Source organism: Gemmatimonas sp., from assembly GCF_044345575.1.
Classification (GTDB): domain Bacteria; phylum Gemmatimonadota; class Gemmatimonadetes; order Gemmatimonadales; family Gemmatimonadaceae; genus Gemmatimonas.
In genome coordinates this window covers 1-23,009 of record NZ_JBIJAW010000001.1, presented here as the reverse complement: position 1 = coordinate 23,009, position 23,009 = coordinate 1, and the positions used below count along the sequence as shown (strand labels likewise).

The window sequence follows — 23,009 nt, the reverse complement described above, 5'->3', positions numbered from 1 at the left end:
GAGGGGAGGGAGTGCGTTGGATTGGTCCCGGCGGCAAGAAAAGGGTACCGTCGGTGCCGCCGCGGCTCGCTATGGTGGGGCCGTGCAGAATTTTCGGAACCTTCAGGTCTGGCAGCGGGCGCAGCGTCTGGCGGCCCGGGTGCATCTGGTGTCGGAATCGGTTCCTGCTGGGCAGGCTTCATGGCGCAACCAGATGCGCCGTTCCTCACAGTCGATTGCGGCCAACATCGCCGAGGGGGCGGTTCGTGATTCGGCGCGGCAATTCGCGCATTTTCTCTCGATAGCGATCGCGTCGGCATCCGAGACTGAGAATCATCTCGACTTCGCGTGGCGGATTGGCGCTCTGAGCTTCGATCAGGCTGGCCCTCTAATCGATGAGGTCGTGCAGGTCCGTCGGATGCTCACCACCCTACGAAAGCGGGTGATGGACGACCAGGGACCGGTAAGGCGACTTACCGACAGCTGATGACCGAAAGCTGAAAGCTCCCCTGAAGATCACGGGATCTCCGGGGGAGCTTTCAGCTCTCAGTCTTCAGCCCTCCGTGCGGGTTACTGCTTGCACGAACCCCGAGGATCCATCTTCGTGCCATCTACTTTCGGCCGGCTCGCGCCATTCCCGAGCGCCGTCGCGATATCCGCCACGAGGCGCGACACCCGCTGCATATGCGGGTAATCGATATACTGCGGCTCGTCGGTCAGCTGATGGTACGCCGAGTGTCCGCCGGTGGTGAAGAAGGTCACCGGGATATTCCACTTCGCATACTCGTAGTGATCGCTGCGGCAGTAGATGTTCATCGGATGGCCGTTGGCGTCCATCGCGTAGTCGAAGGTGAAATTGTGCTTCTTCGTGGTGTTCACCTTCTCCACGAGATCGCCGAGTTCCGTGCTCAGGCGACGCGAGCCCACGAGCTGCAGGTAGTCGGGGCCGCCGCGCAGTTCCTTGCCCTCGGCGCTCATGCCAGTCTGGTCGGTCGCGCTGCCGCGGCCCACCATGTCCATGTTGAGCTGCGCCACGATGCTGTCGCGCGCGACCGTGGGGTACTCGGTGAAGTGCGCCGATCCCCACAGCCCCTTCTCTTCACCGGCGTGCCACACGAACAGCGTGCTGCGCTTGGGCTTCACCTTCTGCGTGGCGAGATATTCGGCGATTTCCAGCACCGCCATCGAGCCTGAGCCGTCGTCGTCGGCGCCGTTGAAGATCGAGTCACGACGCGCCGGCTGCGTCTTGCGCAGTTCGGCCAGCTCGGCGTTGATCTGCGTGAACTGGTCGGCGGTGCCCATCTTGTCATCGTTCTCGGCGCCGGCGGGGCGCACGATGCGGTTGAACACCAGTACCGAGTCGTGGTCGATGGCGCGACGCGCCGTGCCCACGTGATCGCTGTGCGCGCCGATCGCCACGTACTGCGTGGCAAGCTTCGGGTCACTGCCGGGGATCATCGCCACCACGTTGCGGGCCGCGAAGGCGGGCGACTGCATGTCCACCAGCGCCTTCACGTTTACCTTGGCGCCCAGGGCCCCGGGCACGAGCATCTGCATGCCGCTGCCGAAGATGCGCATGGTGGCCGAGTCGGTCACGAACAGGCGCGCATCGCGCGGCGCGTTCGGGTCGACCGGCGACAGCCCGCCCTGCAGCACGTAGCCAAGCACGCCGCGGGCCTGCACCGGGAGCAGGAACAGCACGCCCACGCTGCCGGCCGGCGCTTCCACGCGTCCCACGACCGAGCGCTGGAGCGCCGGGTTGCCGGTGATGCTGTACGCCACCACGCGCCCCTTGGCCTGCTCGGGGGTCACCGTCGGCATCCCCTCTTCCGGCAGTGGGCCGGCGAAGAACACTTCGGCATCGTCGATGGTGATGTTGCCGCTGCCGCTGAAGCCCCAGGTCTGGCCGAGCGCGAGATTGGTGCCACCCGCCACGAAGCTCGACATGCGGTCAACCTTGCGGGTCTTGAGGGGCAGCGTCTGGAAGTACGTGCCGCTGTCGCCCATGGGCTTGAGGCCAAGGCGCTTGAGCTCACCGGCGATATACGTGGTGGCCTTGTAGTGCCCCTCGGTTCCCACATCGCGGCCGGCGAGCGAGTCGTCGGCGAAGATGTAGAGGCGCGTCATCAGGTCCTGCGTGGTGATCGCACCGGAGGTGGGGCGCGGCTCGAGCTTGAGCGGCAACGGCGAGCTGTTCACGCCGGCGCTCTTGCCCGCGTCTACCGCCTGCTTCTTCGGGGCGTCCTGGGCGTCGGCATGCGACACGGCGGCGAGGCACAACGGAGCCAAAGCGATGGCGACACGCCGGCGCGACGGAAGGGAAATCATCGGGAACTATTTGGAGGAGAGAGAGAATCGGGCGACATGGACCTGCAGCGGGTTCACGCTGGTCCAGGCCGCCACGACGTCGTTGGCATGACGGGTAATGCGCGGGAACCCGCTTTGGCGAGCCCCGGAGGTACGGGATAGGACACGGACGGGCCCCGGGGCGTTCCCTACGATGCGCCGGGCGAGCACTTCGGCGGCGTCGGGGCCGCGTTGTTCGAGCCACACGACCACCGGGTTGGCCGCATCGTCGAGCACCACATCCACCCGGCCAATGGGGTCACCGTCGTCGACGCGCACCGGTGCCCCGAAGGTCGCCCCGCCGTCCACCGAGCGGGCCACGTTCACCCGGGCCGTGTCGTGTGCGGCCGTGTACCAGGCCACGACCACCGTATCCCCGCTGCTCGCGACCTGCGGGCCGTTCACCGGACAGCCGGGATAGTGCCAGTCGTCGTTGTGCACCTTCTGCGGGGCCGTCCATCCGCTGTCGGTCTGCCGCACGATGGCAATGTCGCGGATCTCTTCGGTGGTACGGTCGCGGTACACCAGCACGCGGCCGGTGCGGGTGGCGGCGGTGCCGGTCTGGCAGCAGTCGCAGCTGCGCGCGTCGACGAGGGCCTCGCGCTGGAGCGTGCCCGTGGCCGACACGCTCGCGGTGCGAATGGTCATCTCCCGGGTGCTGTCGGGCATCGCGCTCTTGCGGCCATCGAGCCATACCATGCCGATGCCGTCGGTACCCTCACCCCACAGCGACACGAAGCCGTGTTCGGCGGCGAGTCCGTCGGTGTGCGGGGTGACCGGTGCGCCCCAGGTTACGCCGCCGTCGGTCGAACGTACCACGCGCACGCCGTAGGCGTACTTGCCGCCTCCCTCGCGCTCCAGCCAGTGCGCGGCGAGGTCGCCGTTACCGAGCGCGGTGATCGCCGGAAAGTCGGCCCAGTTCACGAAGAACTGGCGATTGTCGGCGATGGTGCGCGTGCTGTCCCAGGCTTGGCCGTCCCACGTGGCCATCTGGATGGCGACCGTGGAGTCGGGCCGGCGCTGCGTCCAGGACAGCAGCACGCGACCACGACCGTCGAGCGCAAGATGCGGCGTGTTGCTGCCGGCCGGGGCGGGGGAGGTGAACTCGGTCACCTCGCCGAGCGACGCGTCGGCGCCCGCGGATGCCGTGGCGTCGCCCTGACAGGCCAGGAGGGAAAGGGCCAGCAGGGCGCCGGTCGCCCGCGTCAACAAAGCGGATGGATGATCCATTCACTAAACTGCGGGGCAGCTCCGTCCCATATCAACCCATGAACATGCCCACGATGTCTTTCGCCCCCCGCGCGGCCGTGGCCGCGTTGGCCGCCGCCTTGGTCGCCCCGCTGTCCTCGCAGCCCCTCGGCGCCCAGACGCCGGCCACCTTTCCGGCGCCCAATGCCGCGCTCGAGCGCTTCTGGCGCCTCGGCATGGACAGCTCGCAGGTGCAGCGGTTGGGGCAGGTGCTGCTCGACTCGCTGGGACCGCGCCTCTCGGGAACGGCCCGTCAGAAGGCGGCCAACGACTGGCTCGTCTCGCTGTACAAGCAGTGGGGGGCCGAGGGGAAGAACGAGCAGGTGGGCACCTGGCGCGGCTGGCGTCGGGGCCACTCGCACATCGATCTCGTGTCGCCGCGGGTGCGGACCCTCGAGGGCACGATGCTGGCCTGGAGCCCCGGTACCAAATCGAAGAATGTGACGGCCACCACCGTCGTCCTGCCACGCTTCGCCGACAGCACCGAGTTCGTACAGTGGTTGCCGCAGGCGAAGGGCAAATTCGTGCTCGTGTCGGCGCCGCAGCCCACCTGCCGGCCCACCGAGAGCTGGACCGCGAACGCCACGCCGGCGAGCAAGGCGCGCCTCGACAGCATGCGCGCCGAACTGCAGCGTGACTGGGGGGGCGTGAACGTGCGCGGCACGGGCTACAGCAATGCGCTGGGGACCGGGAGCCTCGGTATGCGCCTCGAGCAGGGCGGCGTGGCGGGGGTGATCTCGTCGCGCCCCAAGAACGCGTGGGGTACGATCGACGTGTTCGAGACCTACAACACGGTCGCGCCGGCGCTCGCGCTCTCGTGCGAAGACTACGGGCTCGTGTTCCGCCTCACCGAGAACAATCAGTCACCGAAGCTGCGCGTCAATCTCGATGCCGAGCTGCCAGGTGAGCAGCCGATCTTCAACACCATCGGCATGCTGAAGGGGAGCGAGAAGCCCAACGAGTATGTGCTGCTGTCGGCCCACTTCGATTCGTTCGACGGCGGGAGCGGTGCCACCGACAACGGCACCGGTTCGCTCACCATGCTCGAGGCATTCCGTCTGCTCACGACGGTGTACCCCAAGCCCAAGCGCACGATCATCGTGGGACACTGGACCGCCGAGGAGCATGGCCTCGTGGGATCGCGCGCCTACACCGAAGATCATCCAGAAGTGGTCGAAGGGTTGCAGGCGCTCTTCAATCAGGACGCGGGTACGGGGCGCATTCTCAGCATCGGCGCCGGCGGTTTGCCGAATGCCGGCGCGCATCTGCAACAGTGGATGGCGAAGCTGCCGAAGGAGTTCACGAGCGTGGTCACGCCGCGCATTCCCGGTTCGCCCGCGGGGGGCGGCAGCGACGACGCGAGCTTCGGCTGCTACGGCGCCCCGGCGTTCGGCATGGGCGGCACGAGCTGGGAGTACGGCAGCTACACCTGGCACACCAACCGTGACACGTACGACAAGGTCGTGTGGGATGAGCTGAAGCACAACGCGACGCTGGTGGCGATGCTCGCCTATCTCGCGAGCGAAGACGACACAAAGATCACGCGTGAGCGCGCCACCGCCGAGCAGATCGCGCCGGGCCGCAGTGGTCAGGGCGCCTTCGCGTGGCCCACGTGCCAGAAGGCGCCGCGCAAGACGAATCCGCGTTTGCGCTGAGCGGCCTTGGCTGAAGACTGAAGGCTGAAAGCTGAAAGCTCCCTGTGACGTCGCGGGGAGCTTTCAGCTTTCGGTCGTCAGTGTTCAGTTCTTGGTATTGGGCATGGCGTCGAACCTCTTCGAGCCGTAGCATGGTGCCTATGCGCCACATTGCCGCCACCATTGCTCTGCTGCTCAGTTTGCCGCGTGTGCTCGCGGCCCAAGCTGACACTGTGCGCGGGGTCGTGTACGACAGTCTCGCCGCCGCGCCGCTGGCCGGCGCGTTCGTCACCGCCGAAGGCGGCACCGCATCCGCGGTGACCGACTCCCTTGGCCGCTTCACGTTGATGGCCGACGCGCGCATCGCGAGTGTGGTGGTGTACCATGACGTGCTCGATCGCCTCGGGCTGGGGGCCCTCTTGGCGCGTCGTGCCGGTGAGCGTGCCTGGGCGCCTCGTGTCGCGACGCCTTCCATCGAAACCGTGTGGCAGCGGCTCTGCGGTACACGTCGGCCCTCCAATGGCCTGGGGGGTATCGTGATCGGCAGTACGCGCTTTGCCGACGACACCACGCGGGTGGGCGGTGCGCGTGTGGTGATCGAATGGGAATCGCTGCGGCTCATGGCCGCCGCGCGCCGTGACAGTGTGCGCTACGAATCGGTGACGGCGCGCAGCGATTCCATCGGTGAGTTCGTCGCCTGTGGTGTGCAGGAGTTCGGGCAGGCCGGGGCCATGGCCAGTGCGGCCGAGTTCAAAAGCGGCAGTGTGTTGCTGCTGGCGGATGTGCGCCCGCTGCGCCGCGTCGATCTCGTGTTGGCGGCGGCGTCGACGCGCGCCGTGGTGAGTGGCGTGGTGCGTGACGAGAATGGGCAGGCGGTGGCCAGTGCCACCATCACCCTCGATGGCGTGGACGATGCCATGGTGACCGATGGCGCCGGTCGTTTCACGTTCGCCGCCGTACCTTCGGGCACGCGCATGCTGAGTGTACGGAAGGTGGGCTACCTGCCCACGGTGCAGTCGGTGGAAGTGCTCGCGCGCGGCGTGCGCGATCTGCCCCTTATCGTGGAGCGCGGCGTCACGTTGGATGGCGTGAAAGTGACGGCCCGTGCCACCCTATCGCGTGACCGGCAGGAGTTCGAAGAGCGTCGCCGGGCCGGAGTGTCGCAGGTCATGGATTCGACACGGTTGGCACAGTTCCCACTGCTGCAGTCGGCGCTACGCATGTACCCGTCCCTCGTCGTGCAGAGCGGGCGAAGCGGGGTGGAGTTTGCGCTGCTCGGTCGTATCACCAAAGCGCTGGTGCGCTGTCGCGTGTACGTCTGGGTTGATGGGATGCGGGAAGACGAGGACTATCTGCGCCGGCTGCCGCTCGAGAACCTCGCCGCGATGGAGCTGTTCAACACGGATGCCTTGGCGCCGGCGCGGTTCCGCACCTTCGGCGATACCTGCAACACGCTGCTGGTGTGGACGAAAGGGTACCTGAGAGGGTAGCCTTCAGGCATGAAGCGCTTCAACTCTCTTGTGGCTCGCGCGGTAGTCGCGACGGGCTTCATCATCGCCGGCGTGCAGGGCGGTACACTCGCCGCGCAGGTGCGACCCGGCGCACCGCCGGTTGCTGACACCATTCGTGGACTCGCGTATGACAGTCTGTCGTGGCAGCCCCTGCGAGGCGCGCTGGTAACCGCGGAGCCTGGCGGCCTCACGGCTGTCAGCGATTCACTGGGGCGATTCCTCATCGTCAGCCCGGTGCCGGTAAAGCGCCTCGTGGCGTTTCACGATCAGGCAGACCGACTCGGGCTTGGTGATCTCATTGCGACTCGGCCGGATAGCGGCCTCACGTGGGCGCGCCCCATCGTCGCCACGCCCAGCATTGTGACGGTGTGGCAACGCCTGTGCGCGCCAGCACGGCGCATTGGGAATGGGAACGGCGGGATTGTCTTCGGCACCACCGTGGCGGCCGACGGCAGTACCCGCGTCGCCGGCCTGGGGCTCGTCCTGCAGTGGGAATCGGTGCGGAGCATTGCCGACACCAGCAAGCGACTCGAGAGCATCACCACGCGCAGCGATTCGCTCGGCAACTTCGTCTTCTGCGGCGTGCAGGACTTCGGGCCGGCCGCGGTGGTGGCGAGCAGTTCGCAGTGGCGGAGCGACAACGTGCTGGTCGAGGCCGACCCGTCCTCGCTGCGCCGCGTGGACCTGGTGGTGGGCCCCCGCGAAGGGGCCGGCGCCTTCGCCACCGTGGGCGGCTACGTGTACGACGACAACGGCGTCATCGTACCCGGCGCCACGGTGAGCATCGGCGGGTTCGCGGGGGAGATTCAGTCGGGGCCCAACGGGCGCTTTACCCTCCAAAACGTGCCAACGGGCAGCCGCATGATCGCCGCGCGCAAGGTGGGATATCTGTCTACCAGTCAGCAGCTCGACATCACCGACAAGGGGATCCCGCGGGTGGAGCTGCGCATCACCAAGGCCACCGTCACACTCAACACCGTGGAAACGCGCGAGACGCGAATCATGACGCGTGATGCGCGCGAGCTCGACGAGCGCCGCGTGTCGAACAAGGGGCGCTTCCTCGACTCGACGTACTTCCGCGGATACGTGGAAACGCGTCAGGCGCTCGACGCGGCGCCGGGGCTGCGCACGCAGGTGGGACGCTCGCCGAGCGATTTCATTCTGCGAGGTCGCGGCGACTGTGTCGCCACGCTGTGGGTGAACGGCGTGCGCGAGCCGATGACCTTCGACAACATGCTGGCCCGGGTGGACAAGGACAACATCGCGGCGGTGGAGATCTACCCCAGCGAGAACATGGCGCCCACGCGATTTCAGACGCCCGGCAATACCTGCGCGGTGGTGCTGCTCTGGACCAAGACCCACATCAACGCGCGTCGCTGACGCGGCGTCGTCGCAGGGCAGGCAACAGGCGGTCAGCCCCGGGTCACCGACCCATGGTGCTGACCGCCTTTTCCGTTCCGTCGGTGATCCACAGCTCGATCGCCTTGCACATGCGATCGTATTGCGCTTCCACCAGCTCACGCTCGTCGCGCGGCATGGTGTGCAGCACGAAGTCGGCGAGATCGCCAATCTGCCGGCGTTCGTCCACCGGTTTGATGCCGATGCGGAGCCGCGGGTACGTGGCGCTCTTGAGATGCGATTCCACGCTCTTGAGCCCGTTGTGGCCCCCCGGGCTGCCGGCGGCGCGCAGGCGGAATTCGCCCACGGGCACCGCAACTTCGTCGACGATGACCATGAGGTCCTGCGCGGCGCTCCACCCCTCGCGCTTGAGATAGGAGCGCAGCACTTCGCCGCTCTTGTTCATGTACGTCTGCGGCTTCACGAGCTTCACCTTCTTCGTACCAACGAGACCGGTGGTACTCACGGCGTCGCCGTCCTTGCGGAATGGTTCGAAATGCCAGCGCTGCGCCAGCACGTCGACCAGCCACCACCCCACGTTGTGCCGGGTGGCTTCGTATTCGCGCCCGGGATTGCCGAGCCCCACGATGACTTTCATACGGAGCGGTAAACGCGCAGGGCGCGGAATGCGCCAGCGTGGGGTGACCATGCTGAACGAACTCCGCGCCCTGCGAGGTGACGCGACGACGGCTTACTTGTCGTCGGGCTTCGGCTTGCGGATGAGCTCCGGCTCGGCCGCGCCGTCGGCCGGCGCATCCGGGGCCTGCTTCGGCTGCTGCACGATGCACACCGTGCTCGACGCATCGTCGACGATCTTGATGCCCGCAGGCACCGTGAGGTCGGACACGTGCAGCGACTTGCCCACCTTGAGCGCCGAGATGTCGACGTCGATGTGGTTCGGGATATTGCTCGGATCGACCTGAATCTGCAGCTCGTGCATGATCTGATCGAGGATGCCGCCCTCGAGGCGGACACCTTCCGGCGTGCCCACGTACACGATGGGGCACTTCACCGTCACGGTCTCACCGGCCACCAGTTCCTGGAAGTCGATGTGGAGGATGGTGCGCTTGAACGGGTGGCGCTGGATTTCGCGGATGAGCGTGCGGACCGTCGCGCCGTCGATCGTGAGTTCGATGGCCGTGCTGCTCACGGGAATGCTCTTCACGAGCTTCTCGGTCTCGCGCGAATTCAGCACGAGCGACTGCGGCTCACGGTTGTGGCCGTAGATGACCGCGGGGATGTTGCCCGCCTGACGGAGCTTGCGCGCAGCGCCCTTGCCGGTCTCGGCGCGGGTGTTCGCGGAAAGCGTGGGGTTCGCCATGGGTGTTGCCTCGGAAAAAGTGGTTCGGGAGTAACCGGAAGTGGTCGTCCCGGCCGGTCCTGCGGTGTTGCGGGTCCTACAGGTACTACTCGAACAGCACGCTCACCGACTGGTCGGCGTGCGTGAATCGGATGGCCTTGGCGAGCAGATCGCCCACCGAGAGCGTACGCAGCGTGTCGAAGCGGCGCTCAGGGGACAGGTTGATCGAGTCGGTCACCACGACTTCCTTGATCGGGGCGTTCGACAGGCGTTCCACGGCGGGGCCGCTGAACAGCGCGTGCGTGGCGCACACGTAGATGTCGTTCGCCCCGAGATTCTTGAGGGCGCGCGCGGCTTCGGACACCGTGCCCGCTGTGTCGATCATGTCGTCGGGGATGAGACAGTCGCGCCCTTCCACTTCACCGACGACGTTCATCACCTCGGCCACGTTGGCCTTGGGACGACGCTTGTCGATGATGGCGAAGGTCGCGTCGAGCCGCTTGGCGAAACCGCGGGCCATCTTGGCCGAGCCCACATCGGGGGCCACGACCACGAGGTCCTTGAGTTCCTTCTTGCGGAAGTAGTTCGTGAACACCGGCGCCGCGTACAGGTGATCGACGGGGACGTCGAAGAAGCCCTGCAGCTGGTGCGCGTGAAAATCGAGTCCGAGCACCCGGTCGGCGCCGGCGGTCTCGATGAGGTTGGCCATGAGCTTGGCGCCGATGGCCACCCGCGGCTGATCCTTGCGGTCCTGGCGTGCGTACCCGGTGTAGGGGAGCACGGCGGTCACGCGCGCGGCCGAGGCGCGACGGGCGGCATCGATGAGGAGCAGCAGCTCCAGCATGTTCTCGCCCGGCGGGTTGGTGGGCTGCACCACGAAGACGTCGGCGCCGCGGATATTCTCGTCGATCCGCACGAACACTTCACCGTCGGCGAAGCGCGTGCAGGTCACCTTGCACAGTTCCGCGCCCAACGCGCGGGCCACCTCCTCTGCCAGCGGCCGGTTGGCCGTGCCGGAGAGGATCTTGAATCCGCGGGAATTGGACGTGGACAGGACGTCCGGAGCGGCGTTCATGTGATGCTCGTGCGAGAAAGAAGGGTTCGGAACGGGAGTCGGGACATGCCGGCGGGTGGAATACCGAACACCCGTAGCCTCGGAAGATAGGCGAACCCGGCTGGCAGTGGAACCCAAACCGGGGCCGTTTCGTGCCTGCGCGGGGCGAGTTTCCCTGAAAATGGAACCCGTACAGTGGCGGAATCGTGACCTCTCCGTCGCGGAGCTGCGGCAAGACGGCACAGCGATCGTGACGGGACGCGATGACTCTCCGGCGTCGCCATTGGGGCCACACTGGCCAGTGACATCGCGTCCCTCCACGGATCCTATGCTCTCCGAACGTCTCCGGCGGCTCGCCGTAGCCGCGCTGCTCCTCTCCTCGCCGCTTCCGCTGGCGTGTTTCCCCACCCGCCTGCCGGCCCAGGCCACCGAAGGGTTCGTGGCCGGTCAGGTCCGCTCCGCTGCCGGCGCGCCCATTGCCGGTGCCACGGTCACGGCGCGCAACGAGGCCACCGGTACCCAGCAGACGCGTACCACCGACGCGCGCGGGCGCTACGTGTTCCCCCAGCTGCCCATCGGCGGTCCGTACACCATCGCGGTGCGCCAGCTGGGCTTCCGCCCGGTTCGCCGCACGGGGCTGATGCTCAACCTCGGCGATCGCGTGCCGCTCGACGTCACCCTCGAGCAGTCGGCCCAGGAGCTCGGGGCGATCGACGTGCGCGCCGATCGCGAGAGCAAGCGTACGGAGCGCGTGGGTGGAAGCATCGTGGTGGGCGAAAAGGAAATCCGTCAGCTCCCCATTCAGGATCGATCGTTCGCCGACCTGTCCATCATTGCGCCCACCACGAGCCGCGCGGGTACGGGCGGAATCATCACGTCGAGTTCGTCGATCGCCGGCGGGCGCGTGTCGAGCACCGACATTCGCGTGGACGGCGTACAGGCCAAGAACACCTTGTGGGGCGCCGGCTTCGGCCGCGGTCCGTACTCGATCTCGGTGGAAGCCGTGCGTGAGTTCGAGGTGGTGACCAACGTGTACGACGTGACGCAGGGCCGTCAGGGCGCAGGCGCCGTGAACGTGGCCACGCGCGCCGGCACCAATACCACCACCGGCTCTCTCTTCGCCTATAACCGCAACCAGGCGTTCACGACCAACACCAACTTCCTCGGTCAGCGCAACACGAACTTCGAGAACTGGCAGTTTGGTGGTGCCGCCGGCGGCGCGATCAAAAAGGACAAGCTGCATTACTTCGTGGCGTACGACCGTCAGCAGGTGGCTGAACCATTCAGCACGCTCCAGGTGGACAACAATGCGGACTGGGCCCGCTTGCAGGTGGCGCCTGACTCCGTCGCGCGCTTCCTCAACATCCTGCGCACGCAGTATGGCCTCCCCGGCGGCCAGCAGGTGGGTCTGTTCAATCGCAACAACGCCCTCAATACCGTTTTCGGCCGCCTCGATTGGCAGATCAACGATGCGCACCGCGCCACGCTGCGCACGACGTATTCCAACTGGTTCTACAGCAACTCCATCCCCGACCGCGAGCTCTCGGTACTCGAAAGCCGCGGCAACCAGAAGTCGAACGAACTGCAGGTAATGGCCTCGGTGAAGAGCGCGCTAAGCTCGTCGCTCAACAACGACTTCCGCCTGGCCTACACGAACCGCCTGCTGGAGAACGAGCCGAACACGCGTTTGCCGCGGGCCTGGGTGAACGTGTCGAGCGCGCTGCCCACCGGGGGCACGGGCACGAACCAGATCCTGCAGTTCGGTGGGCAGCGCACCAGCCCGGAGCTGCAGACCGAGGAGTCGTACCAGCTCGTGAACGTCCTGCGTTGGGACCGCGAGAAGACCGCGTTTACGGTGGGGACGGACCACTCGATCAACAACCTGTCCATGTTCGTTTCCATCGAGACGGACGGGCTGTTCCAGTTCCCCAATCTCGCGGCGCTCGAAGCGCGCCGTCCGTCGAGCTTCGCGCGTCTCGTGCCGCTGCAGACGCTCGAGCCGCGTATGCGTCAGTGGGTGTACGACGGTGGTGCGTACGTGCAGGGCGAGTATCGCGTGCGTCCCAATCTCAACCTCACCGGTGGCCTGCGCGCCGACATGTCGGCGTTCCTCACGGCGGCCAATCCCAACCCGGCCGTAGAGCAGGCGTTCGGTCGCCGCACCAATGTGAAGCCGACGGATATCGCCATTCAGCCGCGCGCGCAGCTCACGTGGACGCCGGGCGAAGCGGGGACCAATCTGCTGCGTGTGGGCAGCGGTTTCTTCACCGCGCAGCCGCACTACATGGTGCAGATCAACCACATGCTCAACGACGGCACGCAGCTGGCCGACGTGCTGCTCACCGGGGCTGCGGTGCCGACGCCCGACTTCGTGTCGTACCGCCAGTCGTTCGCCAACGTGCCGGGGATTCCGCAGGGAAGCGCGCAGCGTCCGTCGTACATCAACATGTTCAGCGACGAGTTCAAGGTGCCGCGCACCTGGAAAAGCGACATTGCCTACCAGCGCCGCCTCTTCAACGGCAACCTGACGCTCGGTGCGACGGCGCAGTACGCCCAGACGAGTGAGCTGTACCGGTACTACGATCTCAATCTGCGTGCCGCGCCGGAGTTCACCCTCGCCAACGAAGGGGGACGGAGCGTCTTCGTGCCCGCGTCGAGCATCACCGCCACGGGCGGCCGCAACCCGGTGCTGGCGCGTCCGTTCTCGCAGTTCCAGCGCGTGCTCGAACTGCGCAGCGATGCGGCGCAGCACCAGAAGGCGTTTGTGATCGACGGTGCGCTGCGCCTGCCGCGCGGCGGCTCGCTGAGCGGCTCCTTCACGTGGAACGAGACGCGTGACAACAGCTCGTTCAACTGCTGCATCGCCATCACGTCGGTGTTCACGCCGGTGCCGAGCGATCCGCGCGTGCCGACGTGGGGGGCCAGCGCCAACGACTTCCGCCACAAGCTGGTGCTCTATGGCGCCACGCCGGAAATCGGCGGCTTCCAGTTCAGCGCCCGCGTGATCGGTCAGTCCGGTTCGCCGTGGAGCGCGACGGTGGCGCAGGACATCAACGGTGACGATGTGGGCGCCGGCAGCTCGTTCGGCAACCAGAACGACCTGGCTTTCATCTTCAATCCGAACACGTCGGGACTCCGACAGGGCTTCGCCGACTCACTGCGTCTGGTGTACGACAATCCGGCCAACATCGGCGGCGCGTACCTGCGGGAAAACCTCGGCCGCATCGCCGATCGCAACGCCGTGCGCAATCCGTTCGTGACGCAGGTGGACGTGCGGCTCACGCAGAAGCTGCCGAGCATCCGCGGGCAGCGCGCGCTGCTCACCCTCGACGTGTTCAACGCGGCAGCGCTCGTGAACCACAACTGGGGCGCGGTGCGGGTCGTGCCGGGCGCGAACCAGACGCTGCTCAACGTGATCGCCTTCGACCAGACGTCGCGCGAGTACCGCTATCGCGTGAACCCCAACTTCGGCCGCACGGTGAAGTCGGGGAATCGCTACCAGATGCAGCTGGGCGTGCGTTACGAGTTCTGAGGCCGGGGACCCGGGTGGGAACCGGGGGAGGGAAGCGGCGGACGCTGAGGGGCGTCCGTCGTTTCTCTCCCGCTCGAGACCACCGAGGCACTCCCCCCGGCCGCAGGGGCAGGATACAATTCGGGCTGCGGGGACGATCTGGTGGATCGCCTGCTGGCCCATCGTATAACGGCTATTACCTCGGCCTTTGGAGCCGAAGATCTTGGTTCGATTCCAAGTGGGCCTATAGCTGCAATCACGCCGGAGACGGCGGGGTAGGACCGAAGACTGAAAGCTGAAAACTGAAAGCTCCCTCCGATGAACGGGATATCCGTTGTGTCGGGGGGAGCTTTGAGCTTTCGGTCCTCAGTCCTCGGTTTGTTCTGTCCCCGGATGCACTACCTGTTCCACCTACCCCCACAACCACGCCGCGCCGCGCACGCCGCTGGCGTCCCCGTGTTTGTTCACGACCACACGGGTGCTGACCGTGTCGGAGAACACCCAAGGGGCCACCTCGCGTTCGAGATCGTCGGCGAGCCCTTCGGTGTTGGACAGGCCGCCGCCCAGCACGATGACATCCGGGTCGAGCACGTTGATGATGGTCGCCAGCGAGCGGGCGGCGCGATGCACCAAGCGGGTGCGCGTGGCGACGGCCGCCGGTTCCCCGCGCGCTGCCGCCGCCATGATGTCGGGGGCACTCAGCGCTTCGCCGTGCACGCGGGCGTGATCGGCCGCCACCGCGGGGCCGGAGATCCACGTCTCGATGCAGCCGTGCTTCCCGCAGTAGCAGGGCGGGCCGTTCACTTCGCCGTGCTGCGGCCACGGCAACGGATTGTGCCCCCACTCGCCAGCGATGAGGTTGCACCCGGTGAGCACCTTGCCGTCGATGACGACACCGCCGCCACAACCGGTGCCCATGATCACGCCGAACACCACTTTCGCGCCGGCGGCCGCGCCATCGCTGGCTTCGGACAGGGCAAAGCAGTTGGCGTCGTTCTCGATCCGGATTTCCCGTGACAGCGCGCGCTCGAGGTCGGTTTTGAGCGGTTTGCCGATCAGCCAGGTGGAGTTGGCATTTTTCACCAGTCCTGTCTGCGGCACCACCACACCGGGGATGCCCATCCCCACGGTGGCCGGGTGCTGCAGCGTGCCCTCAAGTTGCGTGACCAGCTGGACGAGTTCGCGAAGGGTCCCGTCGTAGTCGCGCGGTGTGCTCACGCGCTGCCGGGCCACGATGCCGCCATCGTGCGCCATGGCCACGGCTTCGATCTTGGTACCCCCGAGGTCGATCCCGATGCGCACGGGGTGCTGGGGATGGGAAGGCGTCGGGGCGAACGCCGGAGTCGGAGTCACGGTCATGGAGGCGACGTTGTACACAGGTCAGGTGGCGGGCAAGGGGTGGGGCTCCCGCGCGGAGGAATGCGGCACCCACTGGCATCGGCCATGGCACCGCGCCATCGTGCATCCGTACCTGTTCCCTCCCCATCCCACTCCCCATGCAGAACGTTCCCATTACCATCGCCTACGGTGATGGCATCGGCCCCGAAATCATGCGCGCCACGTTGCGCGTGCTCGAGGCGGCCGGCGCCCGCATCGCTCCCGAAGTCATCGAGATCGGCGAAGCCGTCTATGCACGTGGCCAGTCCAGTGGCATCGAGGCCTCCAGCTGGGAGAGCCTGCGCCGCACCAAGGTGTTCCTGAAGTCGCCCATTACCACGCCGCAGGGCGGTGGCTTCAAGAGCCTCAACGTGACGGTGCGCAAGACGCTGGGGCTCTACGCCAACGTACGGCCGAGTGTGAGCTACGATCCCTACGTGGCCACGAAGCATCCGGGCGTCGATGTCGTCGTCGTGCGCGAGAACGAGGAAGATCTCTACGCGGGCATCGAGCACCGGCAGAGCGACGAGGTCTACCAGTGCCTCAAGCTCGTCTCGCGCCCCGGCTGCGAAAAGATCATCCGCTATGCCTTCGAATACGCGCGCGCCAACGGCCGCAAGCGTGTCACGTGCATGACGAAGGACAACATCATGAAGCTCACTGATGGGCTCTTCCATCAGGTGTTCAACGAGATCGCGCCCGAGTATCCGGACATCGCCAGCGATCACATGATCATCGACATCGGGGCGGCGCGTCTCGCCACGCGCCCCGAAGCCTTCGATGTCATCGTCACGCTCAACCTGTACGGGGACATCATCTCCGACATCGCCGCTGAGGTGACGGGATCGGTAGGACTGGGCGGCTCGGCGAACATCGGCGATCAGTGCGCCATGTTCGAGGCCGTGCACGGCAGTGCCCCGGACATCTCGGGGCAGGGGATCGCGAATCCGAGCGGCCTGCTGCTCGCCGCCGTCGCCATGCTGGTGCACATCGGTCAGGGCGACGTGGCCGAGAAGATTCACAATGCGTGGCTGGCCACGCTGGAGGACGGCGTCCACACGGGCGACATCTATCACGAGAAGGTGTCGGAAGTGAAAGTTGGAGCCGAGGCCTTCACGCAGGCGGTCATCGATCGGCTGGGACGCACGCCGCAGCGGTTCGCGCCGGTGGCGTACGCCGGAGGGTCGCCGATCGCCGTGGCCGGTCGTGTCTCGACGCTGCATCCGTCGAAGAAGGAACTCACGGGGGTGGACGTGTTCCTGCACTGGCGTGGGCGCCCCGAAGTCCTCGGGCCGCAGCTCCATGCGCTCGACGGTGACGGCCTGTCGTTGACGATGGTGACCAATCGCGGCGTAAAGGTGTACCCGGAAGGATTGCCGGAAACCTTCTGCACCGATCACTGGCGCTGCCGATATCAGGCCGCGAAGGGCCACACCGTGACGTTGTCCCAGGTGCTGTCGCTGCTCATGCGCGTGGGCAACGCCGGGTTCGACTTCGTGAAGACGGAGCACCTGTACACCTTCGACGGTCAGAGCGGATTCTCGCTGGGTCAGGGGCAGTGATGCGGGCGCTGCTGCGCCGCGCCGGCCTGGCCGTGAGTCTGGCCGGCGTGGCGTCGTGCGGTGGCGCGACGACAGAACCGGGGGCGGTGGTGCCACCGCCACCACCCCCGCCGCCTCCAGCACCGTCGTGGTCGGTGCCAAGTATTTCGCGGGAGTTCCGCGGCATGTGGATCGCCACGGTCGCCAACATCGATTGGCCCTCGCGCAGCGGGCTCACGGCCGCGCAGCAGCAGGCCGAGCTCGGGCTGCTGCTCGATGTGGCGCAGCAGACCGGGCTCAACGCCGTGATCCTGCAGGTGCGCTCGGCTGGTGATGCCATCTATCCGTCGAATCTCGAGCCGTGGGCGCGCGTGCTGACGGGGACGCAGGGGGGCGATCCGGGGTACGATCCACTGGCCTTTGCGGTGCAGCAGGCGCGGTTGCGCGGCCTTGAGCTGCACGCGTGGTTCAATCCCTTCCGCGCCGGGAACCTGAGTGACACCCTGCGGCTGTCGCCGCAGCACTTCGCGGTGCGCCGTCCCGATCTCGTGCGCAGGTGCGGTCAGTTATGGTTCGATCCCGGCGAGCCGGCGGTACACGATCAGGCCATCGCCGTGGTGCGCGACGTGGTGCAGCGCTACGACGTGGATGCGGTGCACATCGACGACTTTTTCTATCCGTATCCGGATACGTGCACGAATTTCCCCGACAGCGCCACCTTCGGGCGCTATGTGCGGGGCGGCGGCACGATGGCGCTCGCCGATTGGCGTCGCGACAACGTGAACCGTTTCGTCGAGCGGCTCTATCGCGAGACGCACGCGGTCAGTCCGCTGGCGAAGGTGGGCGTGAGCCCCTTCGGCATCTGGCGGCCCGGCAACCCCGCCGGCATCGTGGGGCTCGACGCCTTTACCACCATCTTCGCCGACTCGCGCCGGTGGCTGCAGAGCGGGTGGGTAGACTACTTCGCGCCGCAACTCTACTGGAGCATCGCCAGCAGCGGTCAGAGTTTCCCCGCGCTGCTCAACTGGTGGGCGCAACAGAACACACAGCGTCGTCACCTCTGGCCGGGGCTCGCTTCATATCGCATCGGCACCGGCACCTCGCCGTATTCCAATAGCGAGATCCCGTCGCAGATCGCGCTCGTACGTGACGCCGCCGCCAACGCCGGCGGAGCCAGCGGCTCGATTCTTTACAACGGCAGCAGCGTTCGGAACAACCTCGGCGGGTTCGCCACCGCGCTCTCGTCAGGGTTGTACGCGAACGGCGCCATTCCCCCCGCCAGCGCGTGGCTCGATGCCGCGCCCCCCGCGGCCCCGGCGGTCTCGGTGGTCACCGGTGCGACGGCCCACACCGTGACCCTCACGAGTGGCAGCAGCGACAGCTGGTGGTACCTCGTGCGTTGGCGCGCCAACAATGCGTGGCGTCAGCGGCTCGTTCCGGTCACGCAGCGCACCGTCGACGTGCCGTCGAGCGGCGTGGACGGCATCGTGGTGAACGCCGTGGACAGGGCAGGGAACGCGTCGGGAGACGCGGTGTGGAGGCCGTGACTCGGGGGCTTCGCGTAACGGCGTAAAGGGTAAAGAGCAACTGGTCATGATTACCACGAAGACATAACCGCGTTTGACAGCGTTGTTGAACGCGGTTTGGGTTTCGCTGTCATCATGACCCATGACTAGCAGTTGTCATGACGCAGTAACACGCCGTTGCCAGCGCCGTTCCCCCTGCCGTTTCTACTCGCCCATGTGTCCGATCCGCGACGTCTCCTTCATCGTCGCGTATACCGCCAGCGACGCCACGATGCACGCGGTCACGTACCAGTAGAACCACTCTTCGTGGCCGATGTTCTTGAAGTAGAGCGCGATGTATTCGGCCGTGCCGCCGAACAGCGCGACCGTCACCGCGTACGGGAAGCCCACACCCAGAGCGCGAATGCTGGTGGGGAAGAGCTCGGCCTTCACCACGGCGTTGATCGCCGTGTATCCGCTCACGGCGGTGAGCGCGGCCAGCAGCAGCCAGATGGCGCCGCCCACCGTGTGGGTGTTCTCGAGGGCACGGAACAACGGCACGGTGCCGAGTGAACCGACCACGCCGAAGGCCGTGAGCACCGGGCGGCGGCCGATGACGTCGGAAATGGCGCCCACCACCGGCTGCAGGCAGAGATACACGAGCAGCGTGACCGCGTTGATGAACGTGGCCTCCTGCGGCGTGAAGCCCACGGTGTTCACCAGGAACTTCTGCGCGTACGTCGTGAAAGTGTAAAACGCCACGGTTCCGCCAGCGGTGAGCCCGACCACCGTGAGGACTGCCCGCGGATGTTCCATGAGGCCGCGAATGGTCGCGGCCGCGCTTTTTGCCGGGCGTGACGCGCGATCCTTCTCGAAGTCGGTGGTCTCCTCCATGCTGCGGCGGAGCCAGATGGCCACCACGGCACACATCGCCCCGATCACGAACGGAATGCGCCACCCCCACGACTCGATCGCCGGCTTGTCGAGGAAGTTCTGAATGATCAACAGCACCGCGAGGGCGATGAGCTGCCCGCCAATCAGCGTCACGTACTGGAAGCTCGACCAGAAGCCGCGGTGCTTTTGTCCGGCCATCTCACTGAGGTACGTGGCACTCGCGCCGTACTCGCCGCCCACGCTGAGCCCTTGGAGTAGGCGCGCGAACATGAGCAGCGCGGGCGCCGCGAGGCCGATGGTCGCGTAGCTGGGCGTGACCGCGATGAGCAGCGAACCGGCGCACATGAGTATCACGCTGAACGTGAGCGCGGCGCGTCGCCCATGCTTGTCGGCATAGCGCCCCATCACCCAGCCGCCGATGGGGCGCATGAAGAAGCCCACGGCAAAGACGGCGGCCGTGTTGAGCAGCTGGGCGGTCTGGCTGGCCGGCGGGAAGAAACTTTTGGCGAAGTACAGCGAGAACGCCGAATACGCGTACCAGTCGTACCATTCCACAAGGTTGCCGATGCTGCCGCCGATGATCGAACGCAGTCGCGACTGGGCGAGGCCGGTGGAGCTACTCATGCGGGGCTCCCGGTCGCGGCTGAACCGCCTCGCGCCACCGCCGCGTCGATCGTGCGCTCGAGCAGATCGAGCAGATCGCTTTCGGTCTTCACCCCGGGCACGTCTTCCATGTCGATCACGTAGCCGTACCGCTCAGCGATGGCTTCGTACAACGGAATCCGATGGGCGAGCAGCTGTTCGAAGCCCCAGACGGCAAAATCATCAGGATCTACCACGTCGTCGTCGGTGATACTGCGCAAGGCCTTGTACTCGGTCCACTTCACATCGAGAAAGGCGGGATTGTAGTACATCGGCTTGGGATGTTTACGGAACCGTTCTACCAGCATGCGCGTGTGGCTGGCGCTGCCGCGGATATACACGAGCAACGTGTGCTCGGCGAGGCAGCGCAGCACGGCATCGTTCTCGTCGCTCGGGTCCACCACCTCGCAGAGGCTGCCCCCCGAGTCGCACACGAAGTGGGCGTACCCGTAGATGTCCTTGGCGCGGTCGATGAACTCCGGTACGTCGAGTAGGGCCCGAATCTCCGCCTGCCGATGCTGCGCCTGCCGCCGCCGGTACTCATCAAAGGGAATTCCACCCAGTGCTTCGTTGCCCGGCTTGCCGAGGTACGTCGAGAGCGGGCTCAGATTCTCGAAAGAGATGTTGCTGCGAATGTAGATGGAGTCGGACCGCAGCAGCTGCCGCAGGAACGGCACCTTCATCGCTTCGCGCTTGAAGTTGTCCACGATGTGCTCGCCCATGTACCGCGTCCCGATGCGGTAGTCGACCGAGTACTGGAACCATTCGTGGTGCTGCAGCAGGCCGGCCAACGTGGTCTTGCCCACGCCGGACATGCCGAAGAAGGTGACGGCATGGGCCGGCTGATCGCGCAGGGCGCGCCCCGAGGAGAATCGCATGGCGCTAAATTCCGCCGCGGTGCACCACTCCTCAACCCCTCGGGCTGCAATGATTCGCTTCCGACCGACCCTCTCGGCCCTCGCGCTTGGCGCGTCGGCCTCGCTTTTCACCGCGGCGCCTCTGGCCGGGCAGACCGCCGGGGCGAACGTGCCCGACAGCTCGACCCTCGCCGGCCTGCGCTGGCGCTCGGTCGGCCCGGTGAACATGGCCGGCCGCATCACCGACGTGGAGGCCCATCCGAGTGCCCCCACCACGTTCTACGTCGCCGGCGCCACGGGTGGGCTCTGGAAGACGGTGAATGCGGGTACCACCTTCATCCCGCTCTGGGAGCAGGCGCCCATCTCCTCCCTCGGTGACGTGGCCATCGCGCCGAGCAACCCGAACATCGTGTGGCTCGGCACGGGTGAGGAGGATTCGCGCAACTCCGTGCAGCCCGGCTACGGTGTGTACAAGAGCACCGACGGGGGCGTGTCCTGGCAGTCGATGGGGCTCGAGAAGACGCAGCACATCGGACGCATCCTCGTGCACCCCACCAATCCCGATGTGGTGTGGGTGGCGGCGCTCGGTGCGCTCTGGACCACCAACCCCGAACGCGGTCTCTACAAGACCACCGACGGCGGCAAGACGTGGGCGCTCTCCAAGTTCATCAGCGATAAGGCCGGGTTCGTGGATCTCGCGATGGACCCGCGCAATCCCGACGTACTCTATGCCGCGAGCTGGGAGCGCATCCGCAAGGGGCACTACCTCAAGAGCGGTGGCCCGGGCTCCGCGCTGTGGAAGAGCACCAACGGCGGTGCCTCGTGGACCGAGATCAAGGGCAACGGTTTCCCCGAGACCACCAAGGGGCGCATCAGCCTCGCCGTGGCGCCGAGCGCGCCCGATGTGGTGTACGCCATGGTGGAGGCCGACAGCGTGCGCGGCGCGAAGCCGCAGCGGCTGCTCAGCGGATTGTACCGCAGCAAGGATGCCGGGAAGAGCTGGACGTGGGTGAGCACGATCAACAATCGTCCGTTCTACTTCTCGCAGATTCGCGTGGACCCGAAGAACGCCGACCGCATCTACCGCATGGCGGTGGACTTCCAGTTCAGCGACGACGGCGGCTACTCGTGGCGTACCGGTATGAACGGCATCCACGAGGATTATCACGCCATGTGGATTGATCCCGCCAACCCCGACCACTTCATCGTGGGCGGCGATGCCGGCGTGTTTCAGACGTGGGATAAGGGCGGTACGTACGACGCGTTGAACAACATGGCCATGGGCCAGTTCTACGGCATCAGCTTCGATTATCAGGTGCCGTATCGGATCTGCGGTGGCCTGCAGGACAACGGTACCTCGTGCGGTCTTTCGCGTCGCAACAATGCGCCGCTGCAGATGACTGACTGGTTCGCGGTGTTCGCCGCGGACGGGCTGCAGACCGCGCAGGATCCGCTCAATCCCGACTTCGTGTACTACGAGTCGCAGGGCGGCAACATCGCGCGTCGCAACGTGGCCAGCGGTGAGACGGTGAACATCAAGGCGCGCACCGTGACCCGCGCGCAGTTCGGCCAGGCGATCGCGCGTATCAAGGGCGACGGCACCACGCCGCTTACGCCGGCGCAGAAGGCGCAGGTGGACAGCATCCGCGCCGAGATGAAGAAGCAGCTCGCCGATCCGCAGGTGGCGACGCGGTGGAACTGGAACACGCCGTTTATCCTGTCGCGTCACGACGCGAACGTGTTCTACAGCGGCGCGGACAAGCTGTTCAAGAGCGTGAAGAAGGGCGTGGAGCCGGTGGCCATTTCGCCGGACCTCTCGAGCCGCGACGAGAATCGTATTCGCATCACCACCGGCTACGACGCCGAGGGCAATGTGGCTGCTGATGCCACCGGTGGCATCACGCGTGACGCTACGGGCGCTGAAGAGAACGCGACCATCGTAACCATCGGCGAGTCGCCGGTGCGCGCGGGGCTGCTGTATGTGGGCACCGACGACGGCAAGCTGTGGCTCACGAAGAACGACGGGGGGACGTGGGAAGACCTGAGCCTGCGTCTCCCCGGCGCGCCGCCGTTCTATCACGTGAGCAAGGTGGAGCCCAGCTTCGCCGACTCCGCCACCGTGTACGTGTCGGTCGACATGCACCGCGAGAACGACTTCTCGCCGTATCTCTACAAGAGCACCGACTTCGGCAAGACGTTCACACGCATCGAT

The 23,009-nt window shown here is 66.3% G+C and carries 16 protein-coding genes and 1 tRNA gene; 9 read left to right on the top strand and 8 right to left on the bottom strand.

The features are described from left to right. Positions 1-82 precede the first annotated feature (82 nt). Positions 83-466 carry a four helix bundle protein gene (locus ACIQ6O_RS00085; protein ID WP_396205727.1) on the top strand — a complete coding sequence of 128 codons (384 nt, stop codon included), beginning with the start codon at positions 83-85 and terminating at the stop codon, positions 464-466. Positions 467-549: 83 nt separating this feature from the next. Here the strand turns inward: ACIQ6O_RS00085 and ACIQ6O_RS00080 are convergent, their stop codons facing one another. After that, positions 550-2,307, bottom strand: a complete 1,758-nt coding sequence (locus tag ACIQ6O_RS00080; RefSeq protein WP_396205726.1) for a M28 family peptidase — start codon at positions 2,305-2,307, stop codon at positions 550-552. Between the two features lie 6 nt (positions 2,308-2,313). After that, positions 2,314-3,555: a sialidase family protein gene (locus tag ACIQ6O_RS00075; RefSeq protein WP_396205725.1), complete on the bottom strand. Its 1,242-nt coding sequence runs from the start codon at positions 3,553-3,555 to the stop codon at positions 2,314-2,316. 44 nt (positions 3,556-3,599) lie between these two features. Between ACIQ6O_RS00075 and ACIQ6O_RS00070 the strand changes: the two genes are divergently transcribed. From ACIQ6O_RS00070 to ACIQ6O_RS00060, 3 genes are all read left to right on the top strand, one after another. Then, on the top strand, positions 3,600-5,228 hold the full coding sequence (locus ACIQ6O_RS00070; RefSeq protein WP_396205724.1) for a M20/M25/M40 family metallo-hydrolase: 1,629 nt from the start codon (positions 3,600-3,602) through the stop codon (positions 5,226-5,228). A 140-nt stretch (positions 5,229-5,368) separates the two neighbouring features. After that, positions 5,369-6,697, top strand: a complete 1,329-nt coding sequence (locus tag ACIQ6O_RS00065) for a carboxypeptidase regulatory-like domain-containing protein (protein ID WP_396205723.1) — start codon at positions 5,369-5,371, stop codon at positions 6,695-6,697. A gap of 9 nt (positions 6,698-6,706) precedes the next feature. After that, positions 6,707-8,098, top strand: coding sequence for a carboxypeptidase-like regulatory domain-containing protein (locus tag ACIQ6O_RS00060; RefSeq protein ID WP_396205722.1), 1,392 nt, complete (start codon positions 6,707-6,709; stop codon positions 8,096-8,098). 43 nt (positions 8,099-8,141) lie between these two features. Here the strand turns inward: ACIQ6O_RS00060 and pth are convergent, their stop codons facing one another. From pth to ACIQ6O_RS00045, 3 genes are all read right to left on the bottom strand, one after another. Continuing rightward, complete coding sequence (pth, locus tag ACIQ6O_RS00055; RefSeq protein WP_396205721.1) at positions 8,142-8,765, bottom strand: aminoacyl-tRNA hydrolase; 624 nt, start codon at positions 8,763-8,765, stop codon at positions 8,142-8,144. Positions 8,766-8,807: 42 nt separating this feature from the next. Continuing rightward, positions 8,808-9,437: a 50S ribosomal protein L25/general stress protein Ctc gene (locus tag ACIQ6O_RS00050; protein WP_396205720.1), complete on the bottom strand. Its 630-nt coding sequence runs from the start codon at positions 9,435-9,437 to the stop codon at positions 8,808-8,810. 85 nt (positions 9,438-9,522) lie between these two features. Beyond that, positions 9,523-10,491, bottom strand: a complete 969-nt coding sequence (locus ACIQ6O_RS00045) for a ribose-phosphate diphosphokinase (protein WP_396205719.1) — start codon at positions 10,489-10,491, stop codon at positions 9,523-9,525. 307 nt (positions 10,492-10,798) lie between these two features. Between ACIQ6O_RS00045 and ACIQ6O_RS00040 the strand changes: the two genes are divergently transcribed. Both ACIQ6O_RS00040 and ACIQ6O_RS00035 read left to right on the top strand, forming a co-directional pair. Next, on the top strand, positions 10,799-14,002 hold the full coding sequence (locus ACIQ6O_RS00040; RefSeq protein ID WP_396205718.1) for a carboxypeptidase regulatory-like domain-containing protein: 3,204 nt from the start codon (positions 10,799-10,801) through the stop codon (positions 14,000-14,002). Between the two features lie 155 nt (positions 14,003-14,157). After that, positions 14,158-14,228, top strand: a tRNA-Gln gene (locus ACIQ6O_RS00035). A 164-nt stretch (positions 14,229-14,392) separates the two neighbouring features. Here the strand turns inward: ACIQ6O_RS00035 and ACIQ6O_RS00030 are convergent. Beyond that, on the bottom strand, positions 14,393-15,340 hold the full coding sequence (locus tag ACIQ6O_RS00030; RefSeq protein WP_396205717.1) for an ROK family protein: 948 nt from the start codon (positions 15,338-15,340) through the stop codon (positions 14,393-14,395). A gap of 137 nt (positions 15,341-15,477) precedes the next feature. On the opposite strand from ACIQ6O_RS00030, the gene ACIQ6O_RS00025 reads away from it, so the two are divergent. Together ACIQ6O_RS00025 and ACIQ6O_RS00020 are read left to right on the top strand one after the other, a co-directional pair. Continuing rightward, positions 15,478-16,920, top strand: coding sequence for an NADP-dependent isocitrate dehydrogenase (locus ACIQ6O_RS00025; RefSeq protein WP_396205716.1), 1,443 nt, complete (start codon positions 15,478-15,480; stop codon positions 16,918-16,920). Beyond that, positions 16,920-18,446, top strand: coding sequence for a glycoside hydrolase family 10 protein (locus ACIQ6O_RS00020; protein ID WP_396205715.1), 1,527 nt, complete (start codon positions 16,920-16,922; stop codon positions 18,444-18,446). Before ACIQ6O_RS00025 ends, ACIQ6O_RS00020 begins: the two co-directional genes overlap by 1 nt. A 183-nt stretch (positions 18,447-18,629) precedes the next feature. On the opposite strand, the gene ACIQ6O_RS00015 is transcribed toward ACIQ6O_RS00020, so the two are convergent. Together ACIQ6O_RS00015 and ACIQ6O_RS00010 are read right to left on the bottom strand one after the other, a co-directional pair. Beyond that, positions 18,630-19,922, bottom strand: a complete 1,293-nt coding sequence (locus ACIQ6O_RS00015; protein ID WP_396205714.1) for an MFS transporter — start codon at positions 19,920-19,922, stop codon at positions 18,630-18,632. After that, positions 19,919-20,818, bottom strand: coding sequence for an ATPase (locus ACIQ6O_RS00010; protein WP_396205713.1), 900 nt, complete (start codon positions 20,816-20,818; stop codon positions 19,919-19,921). The genes ACIQ6O_RS00015 and ACIQ6O_RS00010 overlap by 4 nt, the downstream gene beginning before the upstream one ends. 49 nt (positions 20,819-20,867) lie before the next feature. Between ACIQ6O_RS00010 and ACIQ6O_RS00005 the strand changes: the two genes are divergently transcribed. After that, positions 20,868-23,009, top strand: a 2,142-nt coding sequence (locus ACIQ6O_RS00005) for a WD40/YVTN/BNR-like repeat-containing protein (protein WP_396205712.1), incomplete at its 3' end; no start/stop codon positions are given.

Coding starts and splice junctions, on each gene's coding strand:
- ACIQ6O_RS00060 (WP_396205722.1), top strand. CDS start 6,707: ATGAAGCGCTTCAACTCTCTTGTGGCTCGCGCGGTAGTCGCGACGGGC.
- ACIQ6O_RS00050 (WP_396205720.1), bottom strand. CDS start 9,437: ATGGCGAACCCCACGCTTTCCGCGAACACCCGCGCCGAGACCGGCAAG.
- ACIQ6O_RS00010 (WP_396205713.1), bottom strand. CDS start 20,818: ATGCGATTCTCCTCGGGGCGCGCCCTGCGCGATCAGCCGGCCCATGCC.
- ACIQ6O_RS00080 (WP_396205726.1), bottom strand. CDS start 2,307: ATGATTTCCCTTCCGTCGCGCCGGCGTGTCGCCATCGCTTTGGCTCCG.
- ACIQ6O_RS00075 (WP_396205725.1), bottom strand. CDS start 3,555: ATGGATCATCCATCCGCTTTGTTGACGCGGGCGACCGGCGCCCTGCTG.
- ACIQ6O_RS00025 (WP_396205716.1), top strand. CDS start 15,478: ATGCAGAACGTTCCCATTACCATCGCCTACGGTGATGGCATCGGCCCC.
- ACIQ6O_RS00030 (WP_396205717.1), bottom strand. CDS start 15,340: ATGACCGTGACTCCGACTCCGGCGTTCGCCCCGACGCCTTCCCATCCC.
- ACIQ6O_RS00045 (WP_396205719.1), bottom strand. CDS start 10,491: ATGAACGCCGCTCCGGACGTCCTGTCCACGTCCAATTCCCGCGGATTC.
- pth (WP_396205721.1), bottom strand. CDS start 8,765: ATGGTCACCCCACGCTGGCGCATTCCGCGCCCTGCGCGTTTACCGCTC.
- ACIQ6O_RS00070 (WP_396205724.1), top strand. CDS start 3,600: ATGCCCACGATGTCTTTCGCCCCCCGCGCGGCCGTGGCCGCGTTGGCC.
- ACIQ6O_RS00065 (WP_396205723.1), top strand. CDS start 5,369: ATGCGCCACATTGCCGCCACCATTGCTCTGCTGCTCAGTTTGCCGCGT.
- ACIQ6O_RS00020 (WP_396205715.1), top strand. CDS start 16,920: ATGCGGGCGCTGCTGCGCCGCGCCGGCCTGGCCGTGAGTCTGGCCGGC.
- ACIQ6O_RS00015 (WP_396205714.1), bottom strand. CDS start 19,922: ATGAGTAGCTCCACCGGCCTCGCCCAGTCGCGACTGCGTTCGATCATC.
- ACIQ6O_RS00040 (WP_396205718.1), top strand. CDS start 10,799: ATGCTCTCCGAACGTCTCCGGCGGCTCGCCGTAGCCGCGCTGCTCCTC.